15 protein-coding genes, 1 tRNA gene and 1 pseudogene are annotated in these 19,514 nt (G+C 64.1%); 8 read left to right on the plus strand and 9 right to left on the minus strand.

The features are described 5' to 3' along the window. Positions 1-133 precede the first annotated feature (133 nt). The 4 genes from NWE53_RS21160 to NWE53_RS21175 form a co-directional block, all read right to left on the minus strand. Positions 134-210 (minus strand) — tRNA-Arg (locus NWE53_RS21160). Positions 211-660: 450 nt separating this feature from the next. After that, the gene (locus NWE53_RS21165; RefSeq protein WP_265051322.1) at positions 661-957 is read right to left on the minus strand and encodes a hypothetical protein; all 297 of its coding nucleotides are present in this window, start codon (positions 955-957) and stop codon (positions 661-663) included. Between the two features lie 198 nt (positions 958-1,155). Continuing rightward, positions 1,156-2,853 (minus strand): SulP family inorganic anion transporter, encoded by a 1,698-nt coding sequence (locus NWE53_RS21170; RefSeq protein ID WP_265054972.1) that lies wholly within the window; start codon positions 2,851-2,853, stop codon positions 1,156-1,158. A 177-nt stretch (positions 2,854-3,030) separates the two neighbouring features. Next, positions 3,031-4,545: a phospholipase D family protein gene (locus NWE53_RS21175; protein WP_265051323.1), complete on the minus strand. Its 1,515-nt coding sequence runs from the start codon at positions 4,543-4,545 to the stop codon at positions 3,031-3,033. 535 nt (positions 4,546-5,080) lie between these two features. Here NWE53_RS21175 and NWE53_RS21180 point away from each other — a divergent pair. Further along, positions 5,081-6,412, plus strand: coding sequence for a DUF2252 domain-containing protein (locus NWE53_RS21180; RefSeq protein WP_265051324.1), 1,332 nt, complete (start codon positions 5,081-5,083; stop codon positions 6,410-6,412). A 141-nt stretch (positions 6,413-6,553) separates the two neighbouring features. Here the strand turns inward: NWE53_RS21180 and NWE53_RS21185 are convergent, their stop codons facing one another. Then, positions 6,554-6,886 carry a potassium channel family protein gene (locus NWE53_RS21185; protein WP_265051325.1) on the minus strand — a complete coding sequence of 111 codons (333 nt, stop codon included), beginning with the start codon at positions 6,884-6,886 and terminating at the stop codon, positions 6,554-6,556. 523 nt (positions 6,887-7,409) lie between these two features. On the opposite strand from NWE53_RS21185, the gene NWE53_RS21190 reads away from it, so the two are divergent. The 3 genes from NWE53_RS21190 to phhA all read left to right on the plus strand — a co-directional run bounded on the left by NWE53_RS21190 (position 7,410) and on the right by phhA (position 11,431). Further along, positions 7,410-8,474, plus strand: a complete 1,065-nt coding sequence (locus NWE53_RS21190; protein ID WP_265051326.1) for an AI-2E family transporter — start codon at positions 7,410-7,412, stop codon at positions 8,472-8,474. A 327-nt stretch (positions 8,475-8,801) separates the two neighbouring features. Continuing rightward, entirely contained in the window at positions 8,802-9,044 is a 243-nt protein-coding gene (locus NWE53_RS21195; protein ID WP_442864865.1) for a hypothetical protein, read from the plus strand. A 1,511-nt stretch (positions 9,045-10,555) separates the two neighbouring features. Next, on the plus strand, positions 10,556-11,431 hold the full coding sequence (gene phhA / locus NWE53_RS21200; RefSeq protein ID WP_265051327.1) for a phenylalanine 4-monooxygenase: 876 nt from the start codon (positions 10,556-10,558) through the stop codon (positions 11,429-11,431). A 508-nt stretch (positions 11,432-11,939) separates the two neighbouring features. Here the strand turns inward: phhA and NWE53_RS21205 are convergent. Further along, a complete protein-coding gene (locus NWE53_RS21205) occupies positions 11,940-13,181 on the minus strand; it encodes an amidohydrolase family protein (RefSeq protein WP_265051328.1) in 1,242 nt (413 codons plus the stop codon). Between the two features lie 219 nt (positions 13,182-13,400). After that, positions 13,401-14,153: a GntR family transcriptional regulator gene (locus tag NWE53_RS21210; protein ID WP_265051329.1), complete on the minus strand. Its 753-nt coding sequence runs from the start codon at positions 14,151-14,153 to the stop codon at positions 13,401-13,403. Between the two features lie 125 nt (positions 14,154-14,278). On the opposite strand from NWE53_RS21210, the gene NWE53_RS21215 reads away from it, so the two are divergent. The 4 genes from NWE53_RS21215 to NWE53_RS21230 are packed head-to-tail and all read left to right on the plus strand — an operon-like array spanning position 14,279 to position 18,452. Next, a complete protein-coding gene (locus tag NWE53_RS21215; RefSeq protein ID WP_442865046.1) occupies positions 14,279-15,163 on the plus strand; it encodes an ABC transporter ATP-binding protein in 885 nt (294 codons plus the stop codon). 1 nt (position 15,164) lies between these two features. After that, the gene (locus NWE53_RS21220) at positions 15,165-15,941 is read left to right on the plus strand and encodes an ABC transporter permease (protein WP_265051331.1); all 777 of its coding nucleotides are present in this window, start codon (positions 15,165-15,167) and stop codon (positions 15,939-15,941) included. A 37-nt stretch (positions 15,942-15,978) separates the two neighbouring features. Beyond that, positions 15,979-17,004, plus strand: coding sequence for an ABC transporter substrate-binding protein (locus tag NWE53_RS21225; RefSeq protein ID WP_265051332.1), 1,026 nt, complete (start codon positions 15,979-15,981; stop codon positions 17,002-17,004). Positions 17,005-17,018: 14 nt separating this feature from the next. Next, positions 17,019-18,452 carry an amidohydrolase family protein gene (locus NWE53_RS21230; RefSeq protein WP_265051333.1) on the plus strand — a complete coding sequence of 478 codons (1,434 nt, stop codon included), beginning with the start codon at positions 17,019-17,021 and terminating at the stop codon, positions 18,450-18,452. Between the two features lie 19 nt (positions 18,453-18,471). Here the strand turns inward: NWE53_RS21230 and NWE53_RS21235 are convergent. Together NWE53_RS21235 and NWE53_RS21240 are read right to left on the minus strand one after the other, a co-directional pair. Next, positions 18,472-18,815 (minus strand): annotated as a pseudogene (locus tag NWE53_RS21235) (ABC transporter permease); the annotation flags it as partial. A gap of 77 nt (positions 18,816-18,892) precedes the next feature. After that, entirely contained in the window at positions 18,893-19,498 is a 606-nt protein-coding gene (locus NWE53_RS21240; protein WP_265051334.1) for an FMN-dependent NADH-azoreductase, read from the minus strand. Between the last annotated feature and the right edge of the window lie 16 nt (positions 19,499-19,514).

The following is a 19,514-nucleotide window of genomic DNA, read 5'->3' on the forward strand; positions in this document are numbered from 1 at the left end:
GCTTGCCAACCGCCCCCGTCCTGCGAATCTCAGCCATGCGCCCCCCTGCCAGCTGCGACAGCAGGGGTCTCCGATGATCGCCAAGATGAGGGGCTAAGGCAGAAACTCGCGAGAACCCGCGAGATTCCAAAAATGGCGCGCCCGACACGATTCGAACGTGTGACCTTTGCCTTCGGAGGGCAACGCTCTATCCAGCTGAGCTACGGGCGCTAACCGTGAAGGCTGGATAGCCGATCCCCGCCGCTTCGGCAATGCGGGATTTTGCGAAGGAGCACATGCCCGAAGAGGCAAAGGTCACACGTTCGAATCGTGTCGGGCGCGCCGCGAGTGTGGCTGATGAGCGCCGGCAACCAAACCCGTGCATAACGCCGGGACTGGGGCCAGCCACAGAATTGGCAATCACGCCGCTCGGCAGAACCGAAGCGCAACCAATTTTTTGCAACGATCCGGGAAGGCAGCGCCGCTAATGGCCCTTTCCGGACTCTGACCATGTCCGCTTTCAGGCATTCTGGTTCGAGCTCAGTTCAACAGCCAGAAGGGGGCATGTCGAGCTCTACGGACGTCGGCTTGGCAATACGCGGGCTGTCGCCGTGTCTGAATTTTGCCTGGCCCAAAAGCGCTTAGTGGCCTGCAGTCGGCCATGCCATTCCGTTCATCAGGTTAGCATCCCGTAGCGCTATACGGGCAATCGACAGCCGACCTCAGCGCGACGGGAGATCGCGCGTGAGCATCACCGCTGCGGCATCGCGGGAACCTCGCAGCGTTGTTGGCATGAAGTTCCCCCCCTTTGAGCATGAGTTTGGTCATGATGCGCAGGATTTGCTCGTCCGATTGGGCAACGCCCGCGGCGTCAAAGTCCTTGCGGATTTTGCTGAACAGGTCACTGCGCTCGGGATCGACCGTGCCCCTGGCAAAGTCGTCCGAACAGGCATCGGCGTCCCGGCCCGAGCTTGCCAATTTCTCAGCGGCCCACCTGCGAGGAGCTTGTTGCGGAGGATCGTCCTCTGCGCATCGTTTGAACTGGTCCTTCGAAATTCTCCGATTGCCGGCCGGTGAATGCGCCTTCCGCTGTAGCTCCGTGGCCCGATGGATTGCATCGCTGGAACCGATGTAGCTTCAGGATGGTGTCAACAAAGCCGATTGGAAAGCGGCCTCTCACGCTTTTGGCTCAGGAACCAACCCGGCAGCGTTGACGGTTAGCGAGTTCAGCGCCGTGTAGCGTTCGATGGCACCGCGTGCGTTGAAGAGCAACCGGTCTGGGCCAAGCAACGTGTCCAGGCCTGCATGGCGAATGACCTCGAGCGCACCAGGGTTCAGGCCCACGAACCAGACTGTGACAGCCTGTTCTGCCATCCGTCTCTCGCCTTCCAGCAGCATCTGGAGGGCCGAATACTCGATGTCCGGAACGCGGCTGAGGTCGAGCGCGAGGACCCGCGGCTTATGCTGACCAACGAGAGCGGCGATCTGATCAACCACATCCTGTGCATTGATGAAGAAGAGCCGCCCTTCCGGCCGCACGATCAACAATCCCTCGAAGGTTTCGTCATCGGGGTTTTCAGGTCCAAGAGGGCGGAGCACGTCGGCTCCACGCTTGCGGCCGATCACCGTAACCCGGGGGTGGAAAGTCTGGCTGGCCAGTCCGATCAGCGACAGGATGACCGCGATGACAATACCCTGAAGGGTTCCAAAGATCAGGACGCCAAGGGTTGCGACAATCGCCCAGCGGAACTCCATCGTGCGCACTCGGCGAATGGCGTTGAACTCCGCCGGCTGGATAAGGGGAATTGAGTAGACGATGACGATGGCTGCCAGCGTGGCGTTCGGCAGGAGGCCGAGCAAAGGCGCGAACAGGAGCATGGTTGCAAGAGCTGCCGCCGCAGTCACCAGCGAGGCCGCCTGTGTTCGCCCGCCCGCTGCGCGAACAACGCCCGTTTGCGACGTGCCGCCGCCGCCCGGCATCGCGCCAAGCAAGGAGCCGACGAGATTGGCTGCGCCTGTCGCCACCAACTCTCGATTGGCATTGATCGGAGGATCGCGAGGGCGAACAAAAGCCCGGCCAGCCGCAATGGTTTCGGTGAAACTCATCAGGGCAATCCCGAACGCTCCCGGCAGCAGTTGCAGTGCGAGCGCAAGATTGGGAAGCGTCAACGACGGAAGGCCCTGCGGTATATGCCCCACGGTAGAGACGCCCTGAGCGCCCAGGTGAAAGATCCACGAGGCTGCGATCGCGCCGGCCACTGCGATGAGGGGGGCGGGCGAATGCGGCTTGAGAAGCTCCATCCCGATCAGGACGATCACAGTCGCCGCCGCTACCGCGACAGTCAGCAGTGACGCCTCCGGAAGCGCGCGCACGACGCTCAGAATGTCGGCAAAGAAGGACTGTTTTGTGATGTGCACTCCGAAGAGCTTGGGCGCCTGGTCCAGCAGGATTACGAGGCCGATGCCGGCCTTGAAACCTGTGAGTACCGGCGCGGAGATGAAATTGGCGACGAAGCCTAGGCGCAGGAGCCTGGCGAGAAGCAACAAGGCGCCAACCAGGGCCGTCAGCGTCGCCGTCGCGGCGAGCAGCTTGGTCGGGTCGCCGTCCGGGACCACTGCACCGAGTTGGGCGCCAGTGAGGATAGCAAGCGTGGTGGTGGAACTGACGCTGAGTACGCGGGAGGAGCCGAGCAATCCGTAGACGGCCATCGGCACGAGGGAGGTGTAGAGACCAACCTGTACGGGCAGGCCCGCCACGGTGGCGTAGGCCATGGCCTTGGGCAGCACGACGGCGGCCGCGGTAAGCCCCGCGACGACGTCGAAGCGGAGCCCGCCAGCATTCGAGTCGTTCCCGTGCATCGAAGCAGCCTGCATTGACACCGCCATCGCATAAGCTCGAAAGCTTGAAATACGCAAAGGGAGCCGAGCATCCTGACTAAAACCGCCGCCAACGTCTACTGCAGTACTTCAACCTAGCTTTTACGCGCACTTCAGGAGACCTGCTCCGTCGTATGAAATCGGCTCCAACGAGGTAGCCGGCCTTCCACCGCATCAGAGTTGCGAGTCGATCGGCAGGAGCTTCAACAGGTCCGCGCCGAGACGCCGGCGGAAGCGGGTCTCGGGCTCGTCGCGATAATGGACGCTTTGCCCATCCCGCGCCGTCTCCCAGACGATGCCGCCATTCGGGGCAAGAAGAACGCGGTAGCTGTTGGCGGGCACGACGCCCGTGGCCATGTAGGCGACCAGCCTTTCCGCCAGCTCCGGGCTCTCGATATAGAGCCCGGCTTCGGTGTTGATCACGGCGGAGCGCGGATCGAGGTTGAAGCTGCCGATGAACACAGCCTCGCGGTCGAAGGCCATGGCCTTGGCGTGCAAGGCTGCGGGTGACCGGCCGGAACGGAGCGACCAGCCCGGCCGGTAGGCGTCGGTATCCGGGCGCAGCTCGTAGAGCTCCATGCCGTTCTCCAGCAGCCGCCTGCGGGTCTTGGCGTAGCCTGAATGCGCCGGCAGCATGTCGTTCGAAGCCAGCGAATTGGTCAACACGCGCACCCGGACATTGCGCTGGTGCAGCGCCTTGACGGTTGCCTGCGCCCTGGCGGGCAGAACGAAATACGGCGTCTCGACCAGCAGTTCTTGCTTCAGCTCGGCGACCCGCCCGCGGATGAACGCAACCACATGGTCGCTCTCGATGCCCGGCGCGATGGTTTCCGGATCGTCGGCGATGACCCGGCCCTGTGCCCAGACGAGATTATCGCGAAGCTCCGCGCTCTGGGCCGCCAGTTCGTCGAGGTCCTGGTCGATCGGATAAGGGTATTTGGCCGCGTCGATCTCCCCGCGCAGGCGAATGAGGATGGCATCGAGATCGGCAGCGCCATAACTGCGCTCGACGAGCGCCGCGATCGGCACGGCCGACGGGCTGTTCCAGAACCGGTCGAAGACATCGGACAGATTGCGGACGACGGGCCCGACCGCCAAAACGTCCAGATCGCGATAATTGGCGATCGTGTTCACGCCATAATAGATGTCACCGATATTGCGGCCGCCCACGATCGCCGCAGCATTGTCGGCAACCATCAGCTTGTTGTGCATGCGGCGGTTCAACCGGCCGAAATCGACGATGTAATCAAGCGCTGACCAGCGCCGATTTGCCACCGGATTGAACAGGCGGATCTCGACATTGGGGTGAGCGTCGAGCGCGGCCTTGACGGCATCGCTGGCCTTGTAGAAAGCGTCGTCGACGAGAAGACGGACCCTGACTCCGCGATCGGCCGCCTTCATCACGCTATCGACGATGATCCGACCGGTGATATCGCCGTCCCAGGAATAATACTGCATGTCGAGACTGCGCTCGGCCATGTCGGCAAGCGCGAGACGGGCGATGAAGGCCTCGCGCCCGTGGATCAGGAGGCTGAAGCCGGAGAGGCCGGGATGCTCGGCGGCGGCCGCGCCGAAGGATTGTCCCAGCCTGGTCGAAGCGGGATCCCCGAACGCCGTCGATGCGCTGCGCTGATCGTCGGACCAAGGGCGGGCGGCACGGCCGTTGAGAACCCGTCCCAGCCAATTCACGATCCTGCGTGGGATTGCGCGCGCGCCCGGTGACCGAGGCCGGACCGCCCCCGCAAAACGGCCGGTTCCCAATGGATCGGAGCGTATCGGGCTGGGCTTTTCGCGGCGCATGGTGCTCTCCACCATCCCTCGCTGGCAGACAAGCGCGGCCTAGGCAATCCGTCAAGCACAAGCCGCGGGCAAGTGGGTTCGGGCCGGAAAATCGGGGCCGATGCCGCGGAGGATGCCCAGGCCGGCGCGGCGGTCGTCGCGCCCGGCCCGCCCCCCGCAGCAGGGGACGGCGCGCGCCACGATCCGACAATTCGGTGACATCATGGCCTCAAAGCCTGTTCTCGAACGCGCAAAAAGGCGTACGTTACGCAAAGATTGCGCCGGCTATTTCCTGTGTGGGGGCCTCATGTCTGCAAGATCGGAGAGGCTCGCGTCGCCGAAGAGGTCGCAGCTGGAGGTCGTTCACGGCGCCAGCGCCGACGCGATCCCTACCAATCAGCCGCCACCCAACGAATTCACGCAAGAGATGTCGTTGGCGGAGCGGATGAAGGCCGGGAAGGCGCTCCGTGATCGCGTTTCGCGCCCACAGCACAGGACATGGGCGCCTAATGGAAGCCGCCCCGACCCGCTCGCCCTCCTGCAGGCTGCCGATGCCGATCGCATTCCCGAACTCGTTCCCATCCGCTATGGGCGCATGCTGCAGTCGCCCTTCGCGTTCTACCGGGGGTCGGCCGGCATCATGGCGGCCGATCTCAGCACCACGCCGAACACCGGAATGCAGGTGCAGGCCTGCGGCGACTGCCACCTGATGAATTTCGGGGGCTTTGCCACGCCCGAACGCAACATCCTCTTCGACATCAATGATTTCGACGAGACTCTTCCGGCCCCCTGGGAGTGGGACATCAAGCGGCTTGCGACCTCGTTCGTCCTCGCAGCCCGGTCGATCGGATTGCCGGCCAGGACGGCGCGTGACACCGCCATCGCCTGCGTGCGCAGCTACCGCAGGCACCTTGCCACTTACGCGGAAATGCATCCGCTCGACGTCTGGTACGCGCGCGTCACCGGTGACGATCTCGTCTCCCTGGCGCCAGCGCGAGAACGTGGCCGGATCCAGAAGCGGATCGCGAAAGCGGCCCAGCAGGACGGCTCTGAAACTGATTTTCCCAAGATCACGGACATGGTGGGCGGCCGCATCCGCATTCGCGACATGCCGCCCCTGATCTACCATCCCGAGGGATCGCGTGGTCCGGATTTCGAGGAGCAGTTGAAGCGGATCTTCCGCGATTACCGGGAGACCCTGTCAGAGGACCGTCGCGTCCTGCTCGACCGCTATCATCTGGTGGACGCAGCCATCAAGGTCGTTGGCGTCGGCAGCGTCGGGCGCCGCTGCTGGGTTGTCCTGATGATGTCGTCCTGCAACGACCCCTTGTTCCTGCAGTTCAAGGAGGCGGTGACCTCGGTGCTGGAGCCCTATGCCGGCACAAGCGCCTATTCCCAGCACGGCCAGCGTGTCGTCGTCGGGCAGCGCCTGATGCAGCCTGCGTCGGATCTGTTCCTTGGCTGGGTCACCGCCGAGCTTTCGGGCAAGCAGTTCTATGTGCGCCAGTTGCGTGATGCCAAGATCAAGCCGCTTGTCGTGACCTTCGACGCGGAGCTGCTCCTGAGCTACGCCCTCGCCTGCGGCTGGGTGCTGGCGCGCGCCCATGCTGTCGCCGGCAACGCTGCCGGCATCAGCGGCTATCTCGGATCGAACGACCAGTTCGACGAGGCCCTGGGGGATTTCTCCGTGAGCTATGCCGACCAGGCCGAGCGCGATCATGCCGCCCTCAAGGCCGCCGTGCGCCAGGGCAAGGTCAAGGCCTATCTGGACGCCTAGCCCGCCAGCGCGACGATCTCCTCGGGCTTGTGCTTCTTCTGCGCCATAGCGACATCCTGCCAAGCCTCAAAAGCCTGTTTCACGGAGGGTCGTTTTTCAGGGGCAGGCCAAGCTGCGGCATGGGGATTGGCGGGGTGAACCTTATTTCTTGTCGATAGAATCGATCTCCGTCGCGCGGAGTGCCTCGACGCTGACTGCCGCGACAAGCCCGGTCAGAACGATGCCGGAGAATCCAATGAAGATGGCGAGCACGCGCGAGCTGAAATGTTTGGGCGCAAAATCTCCGTAACCGATCGTAAGTCCGGTGACGAACGTGAAGTAGAGCGCTTCGCCCATCCTCCAATCCTCGATGCGTCCGATCACCAAGCCAATCGCGGCCATGACAACCACGACTCCGGACAGAATTGGCCCGACCACACGGAATTGTTGCGCGAAGGCGAAGAAAAAGGCGCGCCGTTTCTCTTTGGGTTCCATCGGATCAGACCCCGTAAAATTGGGCAAACAGACCGGTCGAGAAAGACTACCGCCACTCGGTGAATCGGAGGGCGTCCATGAGCGAGGCGCCGCAAGCCTGAACTGTCTAGTGATTGTATTCGCTGGTCAAGGATGCCGTTTCGCATAGACTAAGACAACCGCACGATGATGGGGGGCCGTCGGCGCTCTGACGAGCGTGTTGGAGAGCGTTTGACTTTTCGTCAGCCGCTAGGCGAGTCGGACGCGCATCATCCGGCGCAAGAGTTGCGTCTGTCGTGAGAAAGCCGCGGCAGGCCCAATGCCCTGTTTACAGGGCTTACATTCATTGTACTGTGTATTGCGTCGCAGAAGAGCCAAGATGGTCGGCCAATCTGACGGGCAGGAATCTAGAGCTTTTGCCCCGCTGAGCCGACCGGAGATCCAGCCCATTCTCCTCGCAACTCCAACCTGATCCAGAATGGTTGGGCTGACGACCGTACATCGCGCCGGCTCTTGCAGGGAACTCAATACGGGGGGCAGGTCGATGGACGAGAAGGCTCCAAACCGTGGTCGCTCATCGACCATGATCGATAATGCCATTCGGGTCGGTCTGGTTGCCCTGCTGGTCTATGCCTGCGCACGGATCGTGCTTCCCTTCGCATTCCTTTTGATCTGGTCGGCGATCCTCGCAGTGATCCTCTATCCGCTCCATCTGCGCTTGATGCCGCGGCTGGGAAATCGTGGATCGGCGCTTTTGATCGGGCTTATTGGCGTCGTCTTGATGCTGGGCCCGATGGTGATTGCGGTGACGTCGCTTGCGACGACGCTCTATTCGCTGATCTCGACCTTGCAGAGCCAGGACATTTCCATTCCACAGCCACCACTATGGCTCGATGGCACCCCCTTGATCGGCAAGAAACTAACGGAGATCTGGGCACTCGTCGCCTCCAACTTGCCCGCGGCGCTGGCAAAGTACGGTCACCTGCTCAGCGGGCCCTTGGCGTGGCTGGCTACGTTTGCTGGTGGCCTTGCCGTTGGCGAACTCTCATTCGTACTGTCCTTCGCGATTGCCGGGGTGCTCATTCTCTACGGGAAGGAGGCCGCAACGTTCGCTCATCGTCTGTTGACACGCGTCACAGGGAGCAACGAGCGCGCGGAGCAACTGGTCACGCTGACCGCAGCCACGATCCGCGGCGTGGGGCTCGGCGTGGTTGGCGTGGCTCTGATCCAGTCATCGCTGTTAGGCCTGGGCTTCTTCGCCATCGGAATTCAGGCAGCCGGCCCCTTGACGCTTATTGCGCTCATCTTGGGTATCATGCAGGTGCCGCTGATTTTGCTGACGCTGCCTGTGGTCGGCTATGTCTTCATTCACGAGGCAACGCAGCCAGCGGTCATCTTTCTGATCTGGAATATCGGCGTCGGTCTCGGCGATAATATTCTCAGACCATTGATGCTCGGCAGAGGGCTGAATGTGCCGATGCCGGTCATTCTGATGGGTGTCATCGGCGGCATGATCGTCGACGGGCTCCTCGGGCTATTTGTCGGGCCCGTGCTTCTGGCCGTCAGCTACGTGTTGCTGCTGGAATGGCTGCAGCAACACCCGGTGTGAATCGCGTCGTTCCGGGTCCTTGTGTCGTCTTACCTCGATCGTGGGCAGCACTGCACATGCGCCTGACGGGCTCCGTGAAAGGCCGCGCATCACGGCGCCGTGAGATACCGGACTATCTCACGGTCGCGATGGTGATGCTCCTCGTCGTAGCGGTGCTGACGGTTGGCACCATCTTCTTCCGCCTCCATACATTGCCGGAGCGAATGGCGCTGATCTGGATGTGCTGCACACCTCATGTACTCAGGTACAATGTTCGCGCCGCTGCGATAGTGACAGGGTTGATAGTTGCGAGCGCTTGTTTTCCTCAAAATCCTGGGGACACCCAAAATGACAAAGATGAAACTTGCCGTATTCGCTATGGCCACGGCCGGCATCGCCTTCACTGGCCTTGCCGCGACAACGAAAACCGCAAATGCCGTCGTTTATTGCACCTATATCGGTTACCCCAGTGGGTGCATCGCGCGGCCCGGCGTGCGTCTGGTCGCTCGGCCCGGCGGGGTTGGCGCTGTCACCGCGCCTCGTCCGGGAAATCGCAATGGCGGTGTCAACAGGGTCGGCGTTCGCCGCTGACGCCTGGCGGCGACCGAGCCGCGTTGCAGCGCTCTGAGATCAGGCCGCTGGCAGCCTGGGCGCATGCTCGTAACGTGGTGGGCCCGAGCGGGTAGCCCTTTCGCATGGCTGCGTTGCCGCCGGCCGCTGATGCCAGAAGCAATTCCGCCGGCGCGACCTGACAGCATCGGACTGAATATCGTATTCAGTCCGATGCTGCAGCGCTTTGTTTTTGAATCAGCTTTCCCAAAAATCGCACTCCACTTTTCGGACCGGCGCTCTGGTCGCGAGCATCCGCGTCTTCGGCTCGCTGCCGGCCTCAATGAAGCCGGCAGCGAGTGCGTTCGCGAAAGTTGCCGCCGTTCTGGAGCGTTCCGCGACGGAAGCGGCCGCCCAGTGGCTTTTCCGGCTGAATGTGGCTTATCGAGTACGGCTTTGCCGCTAGTGCGTTCGAAGCATGGTTTCGCCCCGGCGCTTTCGCTCTCGCCTTTCGGGGGGCTCGCCAACGCGCCATGTCCGAACAAGTGAGTTGAACGGTCAGGACGCTCAGTGCCGATGCGACAGTTCGGTCGCTCACTCAGTTTCGGCGCTCTTCACGCCTCGTCGTGCGGCCAGTACGCCGATCAGTGCGTCGAACGTCCCGTCCAGTGCGCCGATCCCCGCGTCGTTCCATGCCGCTGGTTTGAGCTTGGGATTGCGATGCCGTCAAAACCGCAGCAGCCCCCGCGAAGGCCAAGGTGACCGCCGACCACAAGAAGAAAAGGCCGCGTCGACGTGTCGTCCCTGCCGAGTTCAAGAATTCGCTCATGGCCGGTCTCCTCGGGTTCAATGAACCGCTTTCCCGCCCCCTCGCCCCTCCAGACCGACGTGCTTGAAGCCCTCACCTGCGATGGCAAACCACGGCGAGAAGCTATCCGCGTCACTCATGGATCGCTGACTATTGGCCTTTAAGGCGCATTACACAAGGCGGATTGGTCGCGTTCAAAACACGCCGACGGCGCTCACTTTCTGGTCCAGGGCCCAAGGGGCTTGCGCACGAGGTCAAATCAGAGCCGGTTCTGATCAGCCCGCCCGCTGCTCCATATAGCGCGTAGTCGAACCATTCGATGAAGTTTCCGATCGCCGCCGTCATACGGCGCGCCGGACACGGCGTCCTGCACCCTCTCCGCGTCGCATCTGTCGGATTCGCGAGCGGTACTCCGACGGCAGCGATGACCTATGCGCTGCTCTTCATGGTCGCGCGAGGCAGTGATGAGCACGTTGATCTCCGTGACGTAGAGCTTCCGGGACTGGGCCTTTTCAGACTCTCGGAACGCCAGCTCTTGGGCAGTCTGGTTTGCTAGTCGAGCGCGGCCGCCCTCTCCTGCAGCGAGGGATCGCGGCTCACACCCTTCACATCCTTCGCGCACGGCCGCCAAGGGCGTATTCTAGCTTCGCTCCCGGCGCTGCCGGATCTGCGAGGCCATGTCGCGCGTTATGGCGATGCGGAGCCCCGCAGCCGGAGTTGGGGCCGGCTCTCAGGAGAGAACGCGATGCCCGGACATGCTCTTTTGACCGCGCAGACGGTCGAGGAATGCATCATCGACCAAGGCTGGGAGCGCTACACCCCCGAGGACCACGCCATTTGGCGCGTGCTGTTCGAGCGTCAGCAGCGGACCCTGAGGGGCCATGTGTGCCAGGAATATCTCGACGGCCTCGCCGCGCTGGGCATCGGCCCCGAAGGCGTGCCGAATTTCGCGCGCATGAACGAGCGGCTTCGGCGGCTGACCGGCTGGGAGGTGGTGGCGGTGCCGGGGCTCATCCCGTCGCGCCCCTTCTTCCAGATGCTTGCCAACCGCCAGTTTCCGGCCGGCACCTTCATCCGCAGCCGCGAGCAGCTCGACTATCTGGAGGAGCCCGACGTCTTCCACGATGTCTTCGGCCACGTGCCGCTGCTGACCAATCCCGCCTATGCCGACTACATGAACGAATATGGCCGCATCGGGCTCGTCGCCGTCGAGACCAAGGGGGTGAAGTTCCTCGCCCGCCTCAACTGGTACACCATCGAATTCGGGCTGATCCGCAAGCCCGAGGGGATCCGCATCTACGGCGCCGGCATCGTCTCGTCCTTCGGCGAGGCAAAATACGTGGTGGACGACCCCTCCGCCCACCACGTGGCCTTCAATCTGGAGCGCGTGCTGCGCACCGGCTATTACATCGACGATTTCCAGGCGACCTATTTCGTCATCGACCGCTTCGAGGACCTGTTCGACCTGCTCAGCGGCACCGATTTCACCAAGCGTTTCGAGGAACTGCGCGCTCTGCCGGCCCACACGCCCTTCGACATCCTGCCGCAGGACGTGGTCATCCGGAAAGGCACCGGCCATTTCTGGCGCGATTTCCCGGTAGCGAAAGCGAAGCTGAAGTGAGGCTTAATCCAACGTCAGCGAGCTTCTCAAGCGTGGCAGTGCCGGCCTTGAAGGGCTTCTTGGGGGCGGGACAAGAACTGTTCTCCCACGCACGCCGAGGCCAACGAAGTGCGCACGCTTGTGAGGGATCCGTAGAAGGACTGACGGACCCGTTGCAACCTTTCGGCCGATCTCTGGCCATTTGCCTGCAGGTTCTTCAAACATCCGAGGAAGCTCGCTTGCGGCCGTGTCGCTGCGGCGCTGCGGAGGTCCTCGTTCCAGCGGCAAGCCAGAGGCCGCTCCTGGCGCGTTGCGTTGGGATACGGGGACGGCGCGCACTTTCGCGTCTCTTCATTGCGGGCGTGCTTCGCTAGCGGCGCGCTCAGGCTTGCGCAACCGGCGAGTAACTTCGCAGCGGATGGGAGCCATTCTGATGAGCGAGCGGCTTGGTAGAACGGCTCACGTGTCGGGCGCGCCGCGAGTGTGGCTGCGCCCGATATGCCTATCTGCCTCACATCGCCTGCGGGTCTCATCGCGCCAGCGCGTGCAGTCGTGCCGAAGGTCTCTCGAAGCTGAGCCGGCCGTGCTTGAAGCCCATGACGGGCTCTGCGATTTCGGCGAGTGCGTCAGCCGGCGTGGGGGCGTCGAGGACAATGAGGTCGGCGGGGTTGCCAGGGGCGATGCCGTAGTCGTCGAGTCGCATGAGCCTGGCCGGAAGGGACGTGACGAGATCGAGGCAGCGCTCGAAGAGCGGCGGCTCGCATTGGACGACGTTGGCGTAGAGATTGGCCATGCGCAGCAGGGAGGCGTCGCCGAACGGCGTGAAAGGGTTCAAGACATTGTTTGTTGCGACCGAGCAGATCACGCCCTGGTCGACGAGCAAGTGGGCCGGCGTCACGCCACGCGGCTTCGCGTGCGTCAGCTCTCGCGCCGTCAAATAAAGATCCGTCGCGGGCAGCACCGTCAGCGCGATGCCCGCTTCGGCGAGCCGGCACCCGATCGACGCAAGCGCTTCCGGTGTCACCATCGACAGCTTGGTGACATGCCCGATCGCGACCCGGCCGCCCCAGCCATGTCGCTCGGTCTGGCGGCAGACCTCCTCAAGATGCATCCAGCTGGGGTCCAGGTCGAAATCCAGGTGGAAGTCGAGATCCACATCGAATTCCTGCGCGAGTTCGAAGAGCCGATCGATCTGCGCCGCCGGATCGGTGTCGGTATAGGGGCAGCCGCCCAGCAGGTCGGCGCCGTTCCGCAGGGCCTCGATCAGCAGCTCTTCGGCTCCGGGATCATTGGTGAGCCCTTCCTGGGGAAAGACACAAATCGAGAGATCGAGCGCCCAGGCGTAATCGGCCTTCAACGCTTTGACGGCGGTGAAGCTGCGTAGGCCCGCTCGCGGATCGACCTCGACATGGGTGCGCATGCGGGTCGTGCCTTTCGCGATCGCTTTCTCGATCACGCGCGCGCCACGCTTGTAGACATCCGCCTCCGTGAACGCGCGCTTCATCGCGGCGACCGCCGCGATCGCATCCCCGAGCCCACCGTGAACATGCCCGCAGCGATCGAGCAGGCAGGCCTTGTCGAGATGGACATGGCTGTCGACGAAGCCTGCGATGACGGTGCGGCCGGCGACGTCGATCGCGGGTGCGTCACAGACGAGGCGTGGCGCGATCGTGGCGATTCGTCCGGCGCTGACACCGATGTCGAGCGGCTCGTCGCGCCCAGGAATGACAGCTTGGCGAAAGACGAGATCAAGGGCGTTGTGCGTGGGCATTCGGATGCTTGGGAACCGGCATTCAATTGTGCAAAAAACTTGCATGCACTTTGTGTGCCGGAGTAGCGCGCCGCCGGGCTCGCTGAGCACGGGCCGCCGCAAGATGCCGGCAGACCTGGAATTCACCGGCATGCGTTCGGCCGCAGGTGTCACACGGTGCGGCTTGTCCGAAACAACTGTCGGGAGGGCACTGTCACACCAGCGCCCATATGTCCGCGGCTATTCGGCTGCGTTCAGCGGCCGCTTGCGCGAGATGGCCTGGACAGCTGGCGGTTCGGCATAGGGCGCCAGGATATCCACGATGTTGCGGCCGCGCGGCTTGGCCTGGGCGACAAGAGCCCGCTCCGCGACGGAATCGAGATGGTGGTGCATCAGGCTCATCACCTGCTCCGTATCGCCCTTTTCCAGCGCATCGATGAGCAGGCGGTGCTCGTTGATTGCGCATTCGGAGGAATGCGGCCGGCTGAACAGCGATAGCGTCAGGCAGCACCGATAGGCGATCTCGCTGACATAGCGGATCAGGATCGGGCTCTCGGTCATGGTTGCCAGCAGGATGTGGAATTCCGTGGCGAGGCGGATCGATACCGCGTCAGCGCCGCCGCGCACCGCATCCTCGGCGTCGACATGGGCGCGCAAGGCCGCGAGCTGGGCCTTGCCAAGCCTGCCCGCGAGCTGACGAACGACCAGGCGTTCGAGCTCGATCCGGATATCGAATGTGTCGCGCGCTTCCTGCCAGCTCGGCGTCGCGACGACGGCGATGCGGTTGCGGCGCAATTCCACGAGACCTTCGGCGGCGAGCTGGCCGAGCGCGTGGCGTGCGATCGTGCGGCTCACCCCGAAGCTTTCGCCGAGCGCATCTTCCGGCAGCTTGGCGCCCGGCTCCAGCGCCTGCTCGATGATCGCGCGGCGCAGCGCTCGGCAGATCGTCCCAACCTTGTCCGACGATGCCTTCCCGGCCGTGTCGCGCGCCATGCTTCGGTATCCGCGGTTGAATCAGCCCGTCTTTAACGCCTCGCTTCGACGCTCCGCAATCCCGGGCCGAGCCTGATCGAAGATCAGGATACAAGATGGCATCACGATTGCATGCACTTTCCTGCATGAGCCCGGCCAAGATCAAACTTTCCGTCGTTGCGGCGCCGCTCGCGTTCACAGGGCAGGCTGCCGGCCCACGGCCTCCTGCGATCGAGCTGTCGCAGGCCAGCATCACCTTCGGACACGGGACGAATGCCGTCCCGGCATTGGCGCAGACGAGCCTGCGCGTTCAGGACGGCGAGTTCCTCGCTCTGGTCGGTCCGTCGGGTTGCGGCAAGTCGACCATTCTCAGGCTGGTCAGCGGGCTGGTGAAGCCCACATCCGGCGTTGTGGTCGTCGGCGGCCGGGAGGTCGCCGCCAACGCGCTGCGGATCGGCATGGCCTTCCAGAACCCGACCATGCTGCCCTGGCTGACGATCGAGCGGAACATCATGCTGCCGCTGAAGATCGTCCAGCCGTTTCGGGCCCGCTATGCGAAAGAGAAGCGCGGCGCCTTTCGCGACAAGGCGCATGCCCTGCTCGCGCAGGTCGGCCTCAGCGGATTTGCCGGCAAATATCCCTGGCAGCTCTCGGGCGGCATGCTTCAGCGCGCCAATCTGTGCCGGGCTCTGATCCACGAGCCGCGCATGCTCCTGCTCGACGAGCCGTTCGGGGCGCTCGACCAGTTCACGCGCGAAGAGCTCTGGGCGATCCTGCAGGAGCTCTGGCTGGCCCATCGCCCCACCGTGCTGCTCGTGACGCACGACCTGCGCGAGGCCGGCTTCCTGGCGAGCCGCATCTGCGTGATGAGCGCCCGCCCCGGCCGCATCATCGACGACAGTGCGGTTGCCTTCGCCAGGCCGCGCTCGATCGCGATGACCTTCGAGCCGGATTTCGTCGCCCTGAACCAGCGCCTGCGCGATCTCATCGTCGATGCCCGCTCGGCGCCTGCTCCCGAGGAGGGCACCTGACATGGCCGATCGTCGCATCAGGCAAAGGCTTGGATCGGCCGCACTGATCGTTCTGTTTTTCGTCTGCTGGGAGCTGTTCTGCCTGATCTCGGGCATGTCGGACCTGATCCTGCCGCGGCCGAGCCAGGTGGTCGCGACGTTGGTGCAGCGCTTCCCGATCCTGTGGCCGCATATCCTGCAGACATTGGCGACGACGATGGCGGGCTTCGTGCTCGGTGTCGCGCTCGGCGTCCTGCTCGGCGCGGTGATCGGCGTCTCGCGCACGGCCTATGACACGGTCTATCCGCTGCTGATCGGCTTCTCCTCGATCCCGAAGGTCGCGGTCGTGCCGATCCTGGTGCTCTGGTTCGGTTCGGGCACGGTGCCCGCCGTGCTGACCTCGCTCTCGATCTGCTTCTTCCCGATCGTGGTCAACATCGCCACCGGCCTCGCCACGACCGAACCGGAAATGGAGGATGTGCTGAAGGCGCTCGGCGCCAGCAAGCTCGACATCCTCTGGAATGTCGGCCTGCCGCGGACGATGCCGTTCTTCTTCGCCTCGCTGAAGGTCGCGATCACCTATGCCTTCGTCGGCACGGTGTTGGCCGAGACGGTCGCCTCCAATCGCGGCATCGGCAATGTGATGATGTCGGCCTCGTCGAACTTCAACACGCCGCTGGTCTTCGCCGGGCTGTTCATCCTCGCCGGCCTCGGTGTCGCGCTCTACGTCGCCTTCTCGCTGATCGAGATGCGCGTCACGGGCTGGGCCAACCGCAAGGGCGACCTCGCCGCCGCCTGAGATCCACCGCCACCGTCCAAAAAAAGGGGAGACCACGATGTTCAAGACATTGACCGCGACAGTCCTTGCAAGCCTCGTCTGCGCCGGCTCGGCGCTGGCGCAGGAGACCACGATCAAGTTCACGCTCGGCTGGAAGACCCAGGGCTCCGACGCCGCCTTCTTCGTCGCCCGCGACAAGGGATACTACAAGGCAGAGGGGCTGAACGTCGTGATCGATCAGGGCGAAGGCTCGGGCGCGACGGTGACCCGGATCATGGGCGGCGCCTACGAGGCCGGCTTCGGAGACGTCAACGCCATCATCCAGAACGCGGCGGCCAAGCCCGGCGAGGCGCCGGTGATGGTCTACATGATGTGGAACCGGCCGCCCTTCGCCATCGTGACGAAGAAGGCCACCGGCGTGGGCAAGCCGGCCGATCTCGTCGGCAAGACGCTGGGCGGCGCGCAGGGCACGCCGACGACGCGCTTGCTCCAGGTGTTTGCCCGCAAGAACGATGTCGGGATGGACAAGATCAAGCTCTCCAACATGGCGCCGAACCTGCAGGAGCCGCTGCTGATCAAGGGCGATATCGACGGCGCGCTGGTCTTCAACATCACCAGCTATTTCAACCTCGTGCTGAACCGCCAGGACCCCGACAAGGACTTCAACTGGCTGATGTTCGGCGATTACGGCCTCGATCTCTATTCGAACGGGCTGATGGTCTCGCAGAAGCTGGTCAAGGAGAACCCGAAGGCCGTGGCCGGGCTGGTGCGCGCCACCAACAAGGCGATGATCGAGATCGCCAAGGACCAGGCCATCGGCATGAAAGGCGTGATGAACTTCGACAATCTCGTCGACGAGAAGGTCGAGAAGCGCCGGCTGCAATACTCCTTCAGCGAGCTCATCGTCTCGCCCGAGATGAAGGAGATCGGCATCGGCGACACCAAGGATGACCGCATGGCGCGCGCCATCGGCATCATCGTCGAGGGTTACCAGCTCGGCCGCACGCCCAAGCCGGAGGAAATCTTCTCGCGGGCCTTCCTGCCGGCCAAGGCGGAACGCGAGCTGGTCTACACCGCCAACTGAGACGAGAGGGCGCAATGACGGAGACGGCCTTCGCGACGACCCTGTTCACGGGCGAGAGCAGCGTCGCGGATGCCGTGCTTCGGCACGCGGATGGCGTCATCGATGCGATCCTGAGCGGGCAGGTTGCGCCGGCGGGCGGGCGCCGGCTGATCATCCCGGCACTGGTCAACGCGCATGACCATGCCCGGCCGAGCATGACCTCGTTCGGCGCTGCCAATTTGCCGCTCGAAAGCTGGATCCTGCGCGCCACCTTCGGCACGCCGCCCGACCCTTACCTCGCAGCCGCCGTCTCGCTCGCCAGAACCGCGCGCGCTGGCTGCGGCGCTATGATGGTTCACTACACCCGCCCCAGCGGCGCGATGCCCATCGTCGAGGAGGCGAAAGCGATTGCCCGCGCCGCCGGCGATGTCGGCATCCGCCTGGCCTTCGCCCTGGCGGTGCGCGACCAGAACCCGCTCGTCTACGGCGACAGCGCGGCCCTGCTCGATGCGTTGCCAGCCGAGGCGCGGCAGCCGGTCGAGGAGCTCTTCATCCGGCCGGCCTTGCCGCCGGCGGCCTATCTCGACCTGATCGAGGAGGTCAGTGCCGCCATCGCCGGGCCGATGATCGACGTGCAGTTCGGGCCGGCCGGCGTGCAGTGGTGCTCGCCGGCCCTGCTCGAGGCCATCGCCGAACGTTCGGCCGCGACCGGCCGGCGCGTGCACATGCATCTGCTGGAGACGGTCTACCAGCGTGAATGGGCCGACCGGGCCTTTCCCAACGGCATCCTGCACTACCTTAGGGATATCGGTCTGCTGTCGGAGCGGCTGACGCTGGCCCATTGCGTCCATGCCAGGTCCGATGAACTGGATCTGATCGCCGAGGCCGGCGCCACCATCGTCTCCAATTTCAGCTCGAACCTGCATCTGCATTCCGGGCTAGGGCCGATCGCCGAAGCCCATGCAAGAGGCTGCGCCATCGCCGTCGGCGTCGACGGCTGCGCGCTCGACGAGGACGACGACGTGCTGCGCGAGATGCGGCTGGTGCAGCTTGCACATGACGGCGTGGGCTTCCGGCGCAACTGGAGCCGGCCCGAGTTCCTGGCGCTGGCGGTGCGAAATGGGCGCAAGGCTGTCGGCGCTCCCGGCCCCGGCGCGCTGGTCGCGGGCGCGGCGGCCGATTTCACGGCGATCGACCTCGACCATCTCGACCGCGATGCGATCATGCCGGTCGATCCGCTTGACCTGCTGTTTGCGCGCGGCAGCACGGCTTGCGTGCGCGACGTCGTCGTGGCCGGCCGGACGATCGTCAGGGACGGGTGCCCAACCGGTATCGAACTGGAGCGGATGGAAGCCGAATTGCGCGCTCTGTTTCGCAGGAACCTGCCGCGCTACCGGGGATTGCAAGCCGCCTGGCCGGCCCTCGCCGCCGCCGCCACCTCATGGTTCGAGCCCGGTTGCTGCGGATAGGCGGTGGGCGCTTGAGCCCCTAGACAAGCCTCTTCCCGGCGTCCGAACCGCGCCTGGCCTGCCGGGCGCGCAGCGACAGGATCGCGATCAGTGCCAACTCGATCACCACGAAGGAGACGCCGGTGGTGATGGTCCCCAGCGCATAGATTTTGGCGTCGTCACCGTCGAGGTCAGCGCCTGCAATTCGAGCGGCAGCATGTTCTTCTCGTCAACCGTCTGCGATGTCAGGGCAATCTCGTCCCATGACAGCGTGAAGCCGAACAGGCCAACGCCGATCAGCGACGGCAGGATGACCGGCACGATGACATGCCAGAATGTCCGCCGCGGCGTTGCTCCGAGATCGCGCGCGGCCTCCTCGAGCCGATCGGCCGGCCATGGGACGCAAGCCAAAAAAGCCCCGCATCGGCTGTCCGATGCGGGGCTTCCTGTTCGTGTCGTCTTCAGGCGACGAGGGCGAGCTCGGCGTTGGCGTTGCGGATCGCTTCCTCGCGCGATTCCGGGCCGTAGCCCAGCTTCTCGGCGCGGATGAAGGTGACTTCGGTGATGCCGGCGAAGCCGAGCATCGTGCGCAGATGCGGCTCCTGCGAGTCCATCGCCTGGGCCGGGCCGCTGCTGTAGAGGCCGCCGCGGCTCTCGACGATGATGGCGCGCTTGCCCTTGAGCAGGCCCTCCGGGCCGGCTTCGCTGTAGCGGAAGGTGACGCCGGCGCGCAGCACGTAGTCGAACCAGCTCTTCAGGGTGGAGGGAATGCCGAAATTATACATCGGCGCGCCGATGACGATGGTGTCGGCGGCCTTCAGCTCATCGACCAGCGCGTTGGAGAGGGCGAGCGCCTCGCGCTGCGCCGGAGTCTCGGTGACGCCGGCACGCACCGCAGCCGTCGTTTCGGCGTTGAGATGCGGGATGGGATTGGCGTCGAGGTCGCGCTCGATGACGCGAAGGCCCGGATTCTGGCTGTGCAGGCGCTCGACCGTGCTTCGGACGAGCTGCTTAGAGACCGAGTCGGGGCCGGAGGCGCTGCTGTTGAGGACGAGGACGGTGGCCATGATGATGCTTCCTGTG

Source organism: Bosea sp. NBC_00550 (genome assembly GCF_026020075.1).
Lineage (GTDB): Bacteria > Pseudomonadota > Alphaproteobacteria > Rhizobiales > Beijerinckiaceae > Allobosea.

Coding starts and splice junctions, on each gene's coding strand:
- NWE53_RS21170 (WP_265054972.1), bottom strand. CDS start 2,853: ATGCAGGCTGCTTCGATGCACGGGAACGACTCGAATGCTGGCGGGCTC.
- NWE53_RS21180 (WP_265051324.1), top strand. CDS start 5,081: ATGAAGGCCGGGAAGGCGCTCCGTGATCGCGTTTCGCGCCCACAGCAC.
- NWE53_RS21185 (WP_265051325.1), bottom strand. CDS start 6,886: ATGGAACCCAAAGAGAAACGGCGCGCCTTTTTCTTCGCCTTCGCGCAA.
- NWE53_RS21190 (WP_265051326.1), top strand. CDS start 7,410: ATGGACGAGAAGGCTCCAAACCGTGGTCGCTCATCGACCATGATCGAT.
- NWE53_RS21195 (WP_442864865.1), top strand. CDS start 8,802: ATGACAAAGATGAAACTTGCCGTATTCGCTATGGCCACGGCCGGCATC.
- phhA (WP_265051327.1), top strand. CDS start 10,556: ATGCCCGGACATGCTCTTTTGACCGCGCAGACGGTCGAGGAATGCATC.
- NWE53_RS21205 (WP_265051328.1), bottom strand. CDS start 13,181: ATGCCCACGCACAACGCCCTTGATCTCGTCTTTCGCCAAGCTGTCATT.
- NWE53_RS21210 (WP_265051329.1), bottom strand. CDS start 14,153: ATGGCGCGCGACACGGCCGGGAAGGCATCGTCGGACAAGGTTGGGACG.
- NWE53_RS21215 (WP_442865046.1), top strand. CDS start 14,279: ATGAGCCCGGCCAAGATCAAACTTTCCGTCGTTGCGGCGCCGCTCGCG.
- NWE53_RS21220 (WP_265051331.1), top strand. CDS start 15,165: ATGGCCGATCGTCGCATCAGGCAAAGGCTTGGATCGGCCGCACTGATC.
- NWE53_RS21225 (WP_265051332.1), top strand. CDS start 15,979: ATGTTCAAGACATTGACCGCGACAGTCCTTGCAAGCCTCGTCTGCGCC.
- NWE53_RS21230 (WP_265051333.1), top strand. CDS start 17,019: ATGACGGAGACGGCCTTCGCGACGACCCTGTTCACGGGCGAGAGCAGC.
- NWE53_RS21240 (WP_265051334.1), bottom strand. CDS start 19,498: ATGGCCACCGTCCTCGTCCTCAACAGCAGCGCCTCCGGCCCCGACTCG.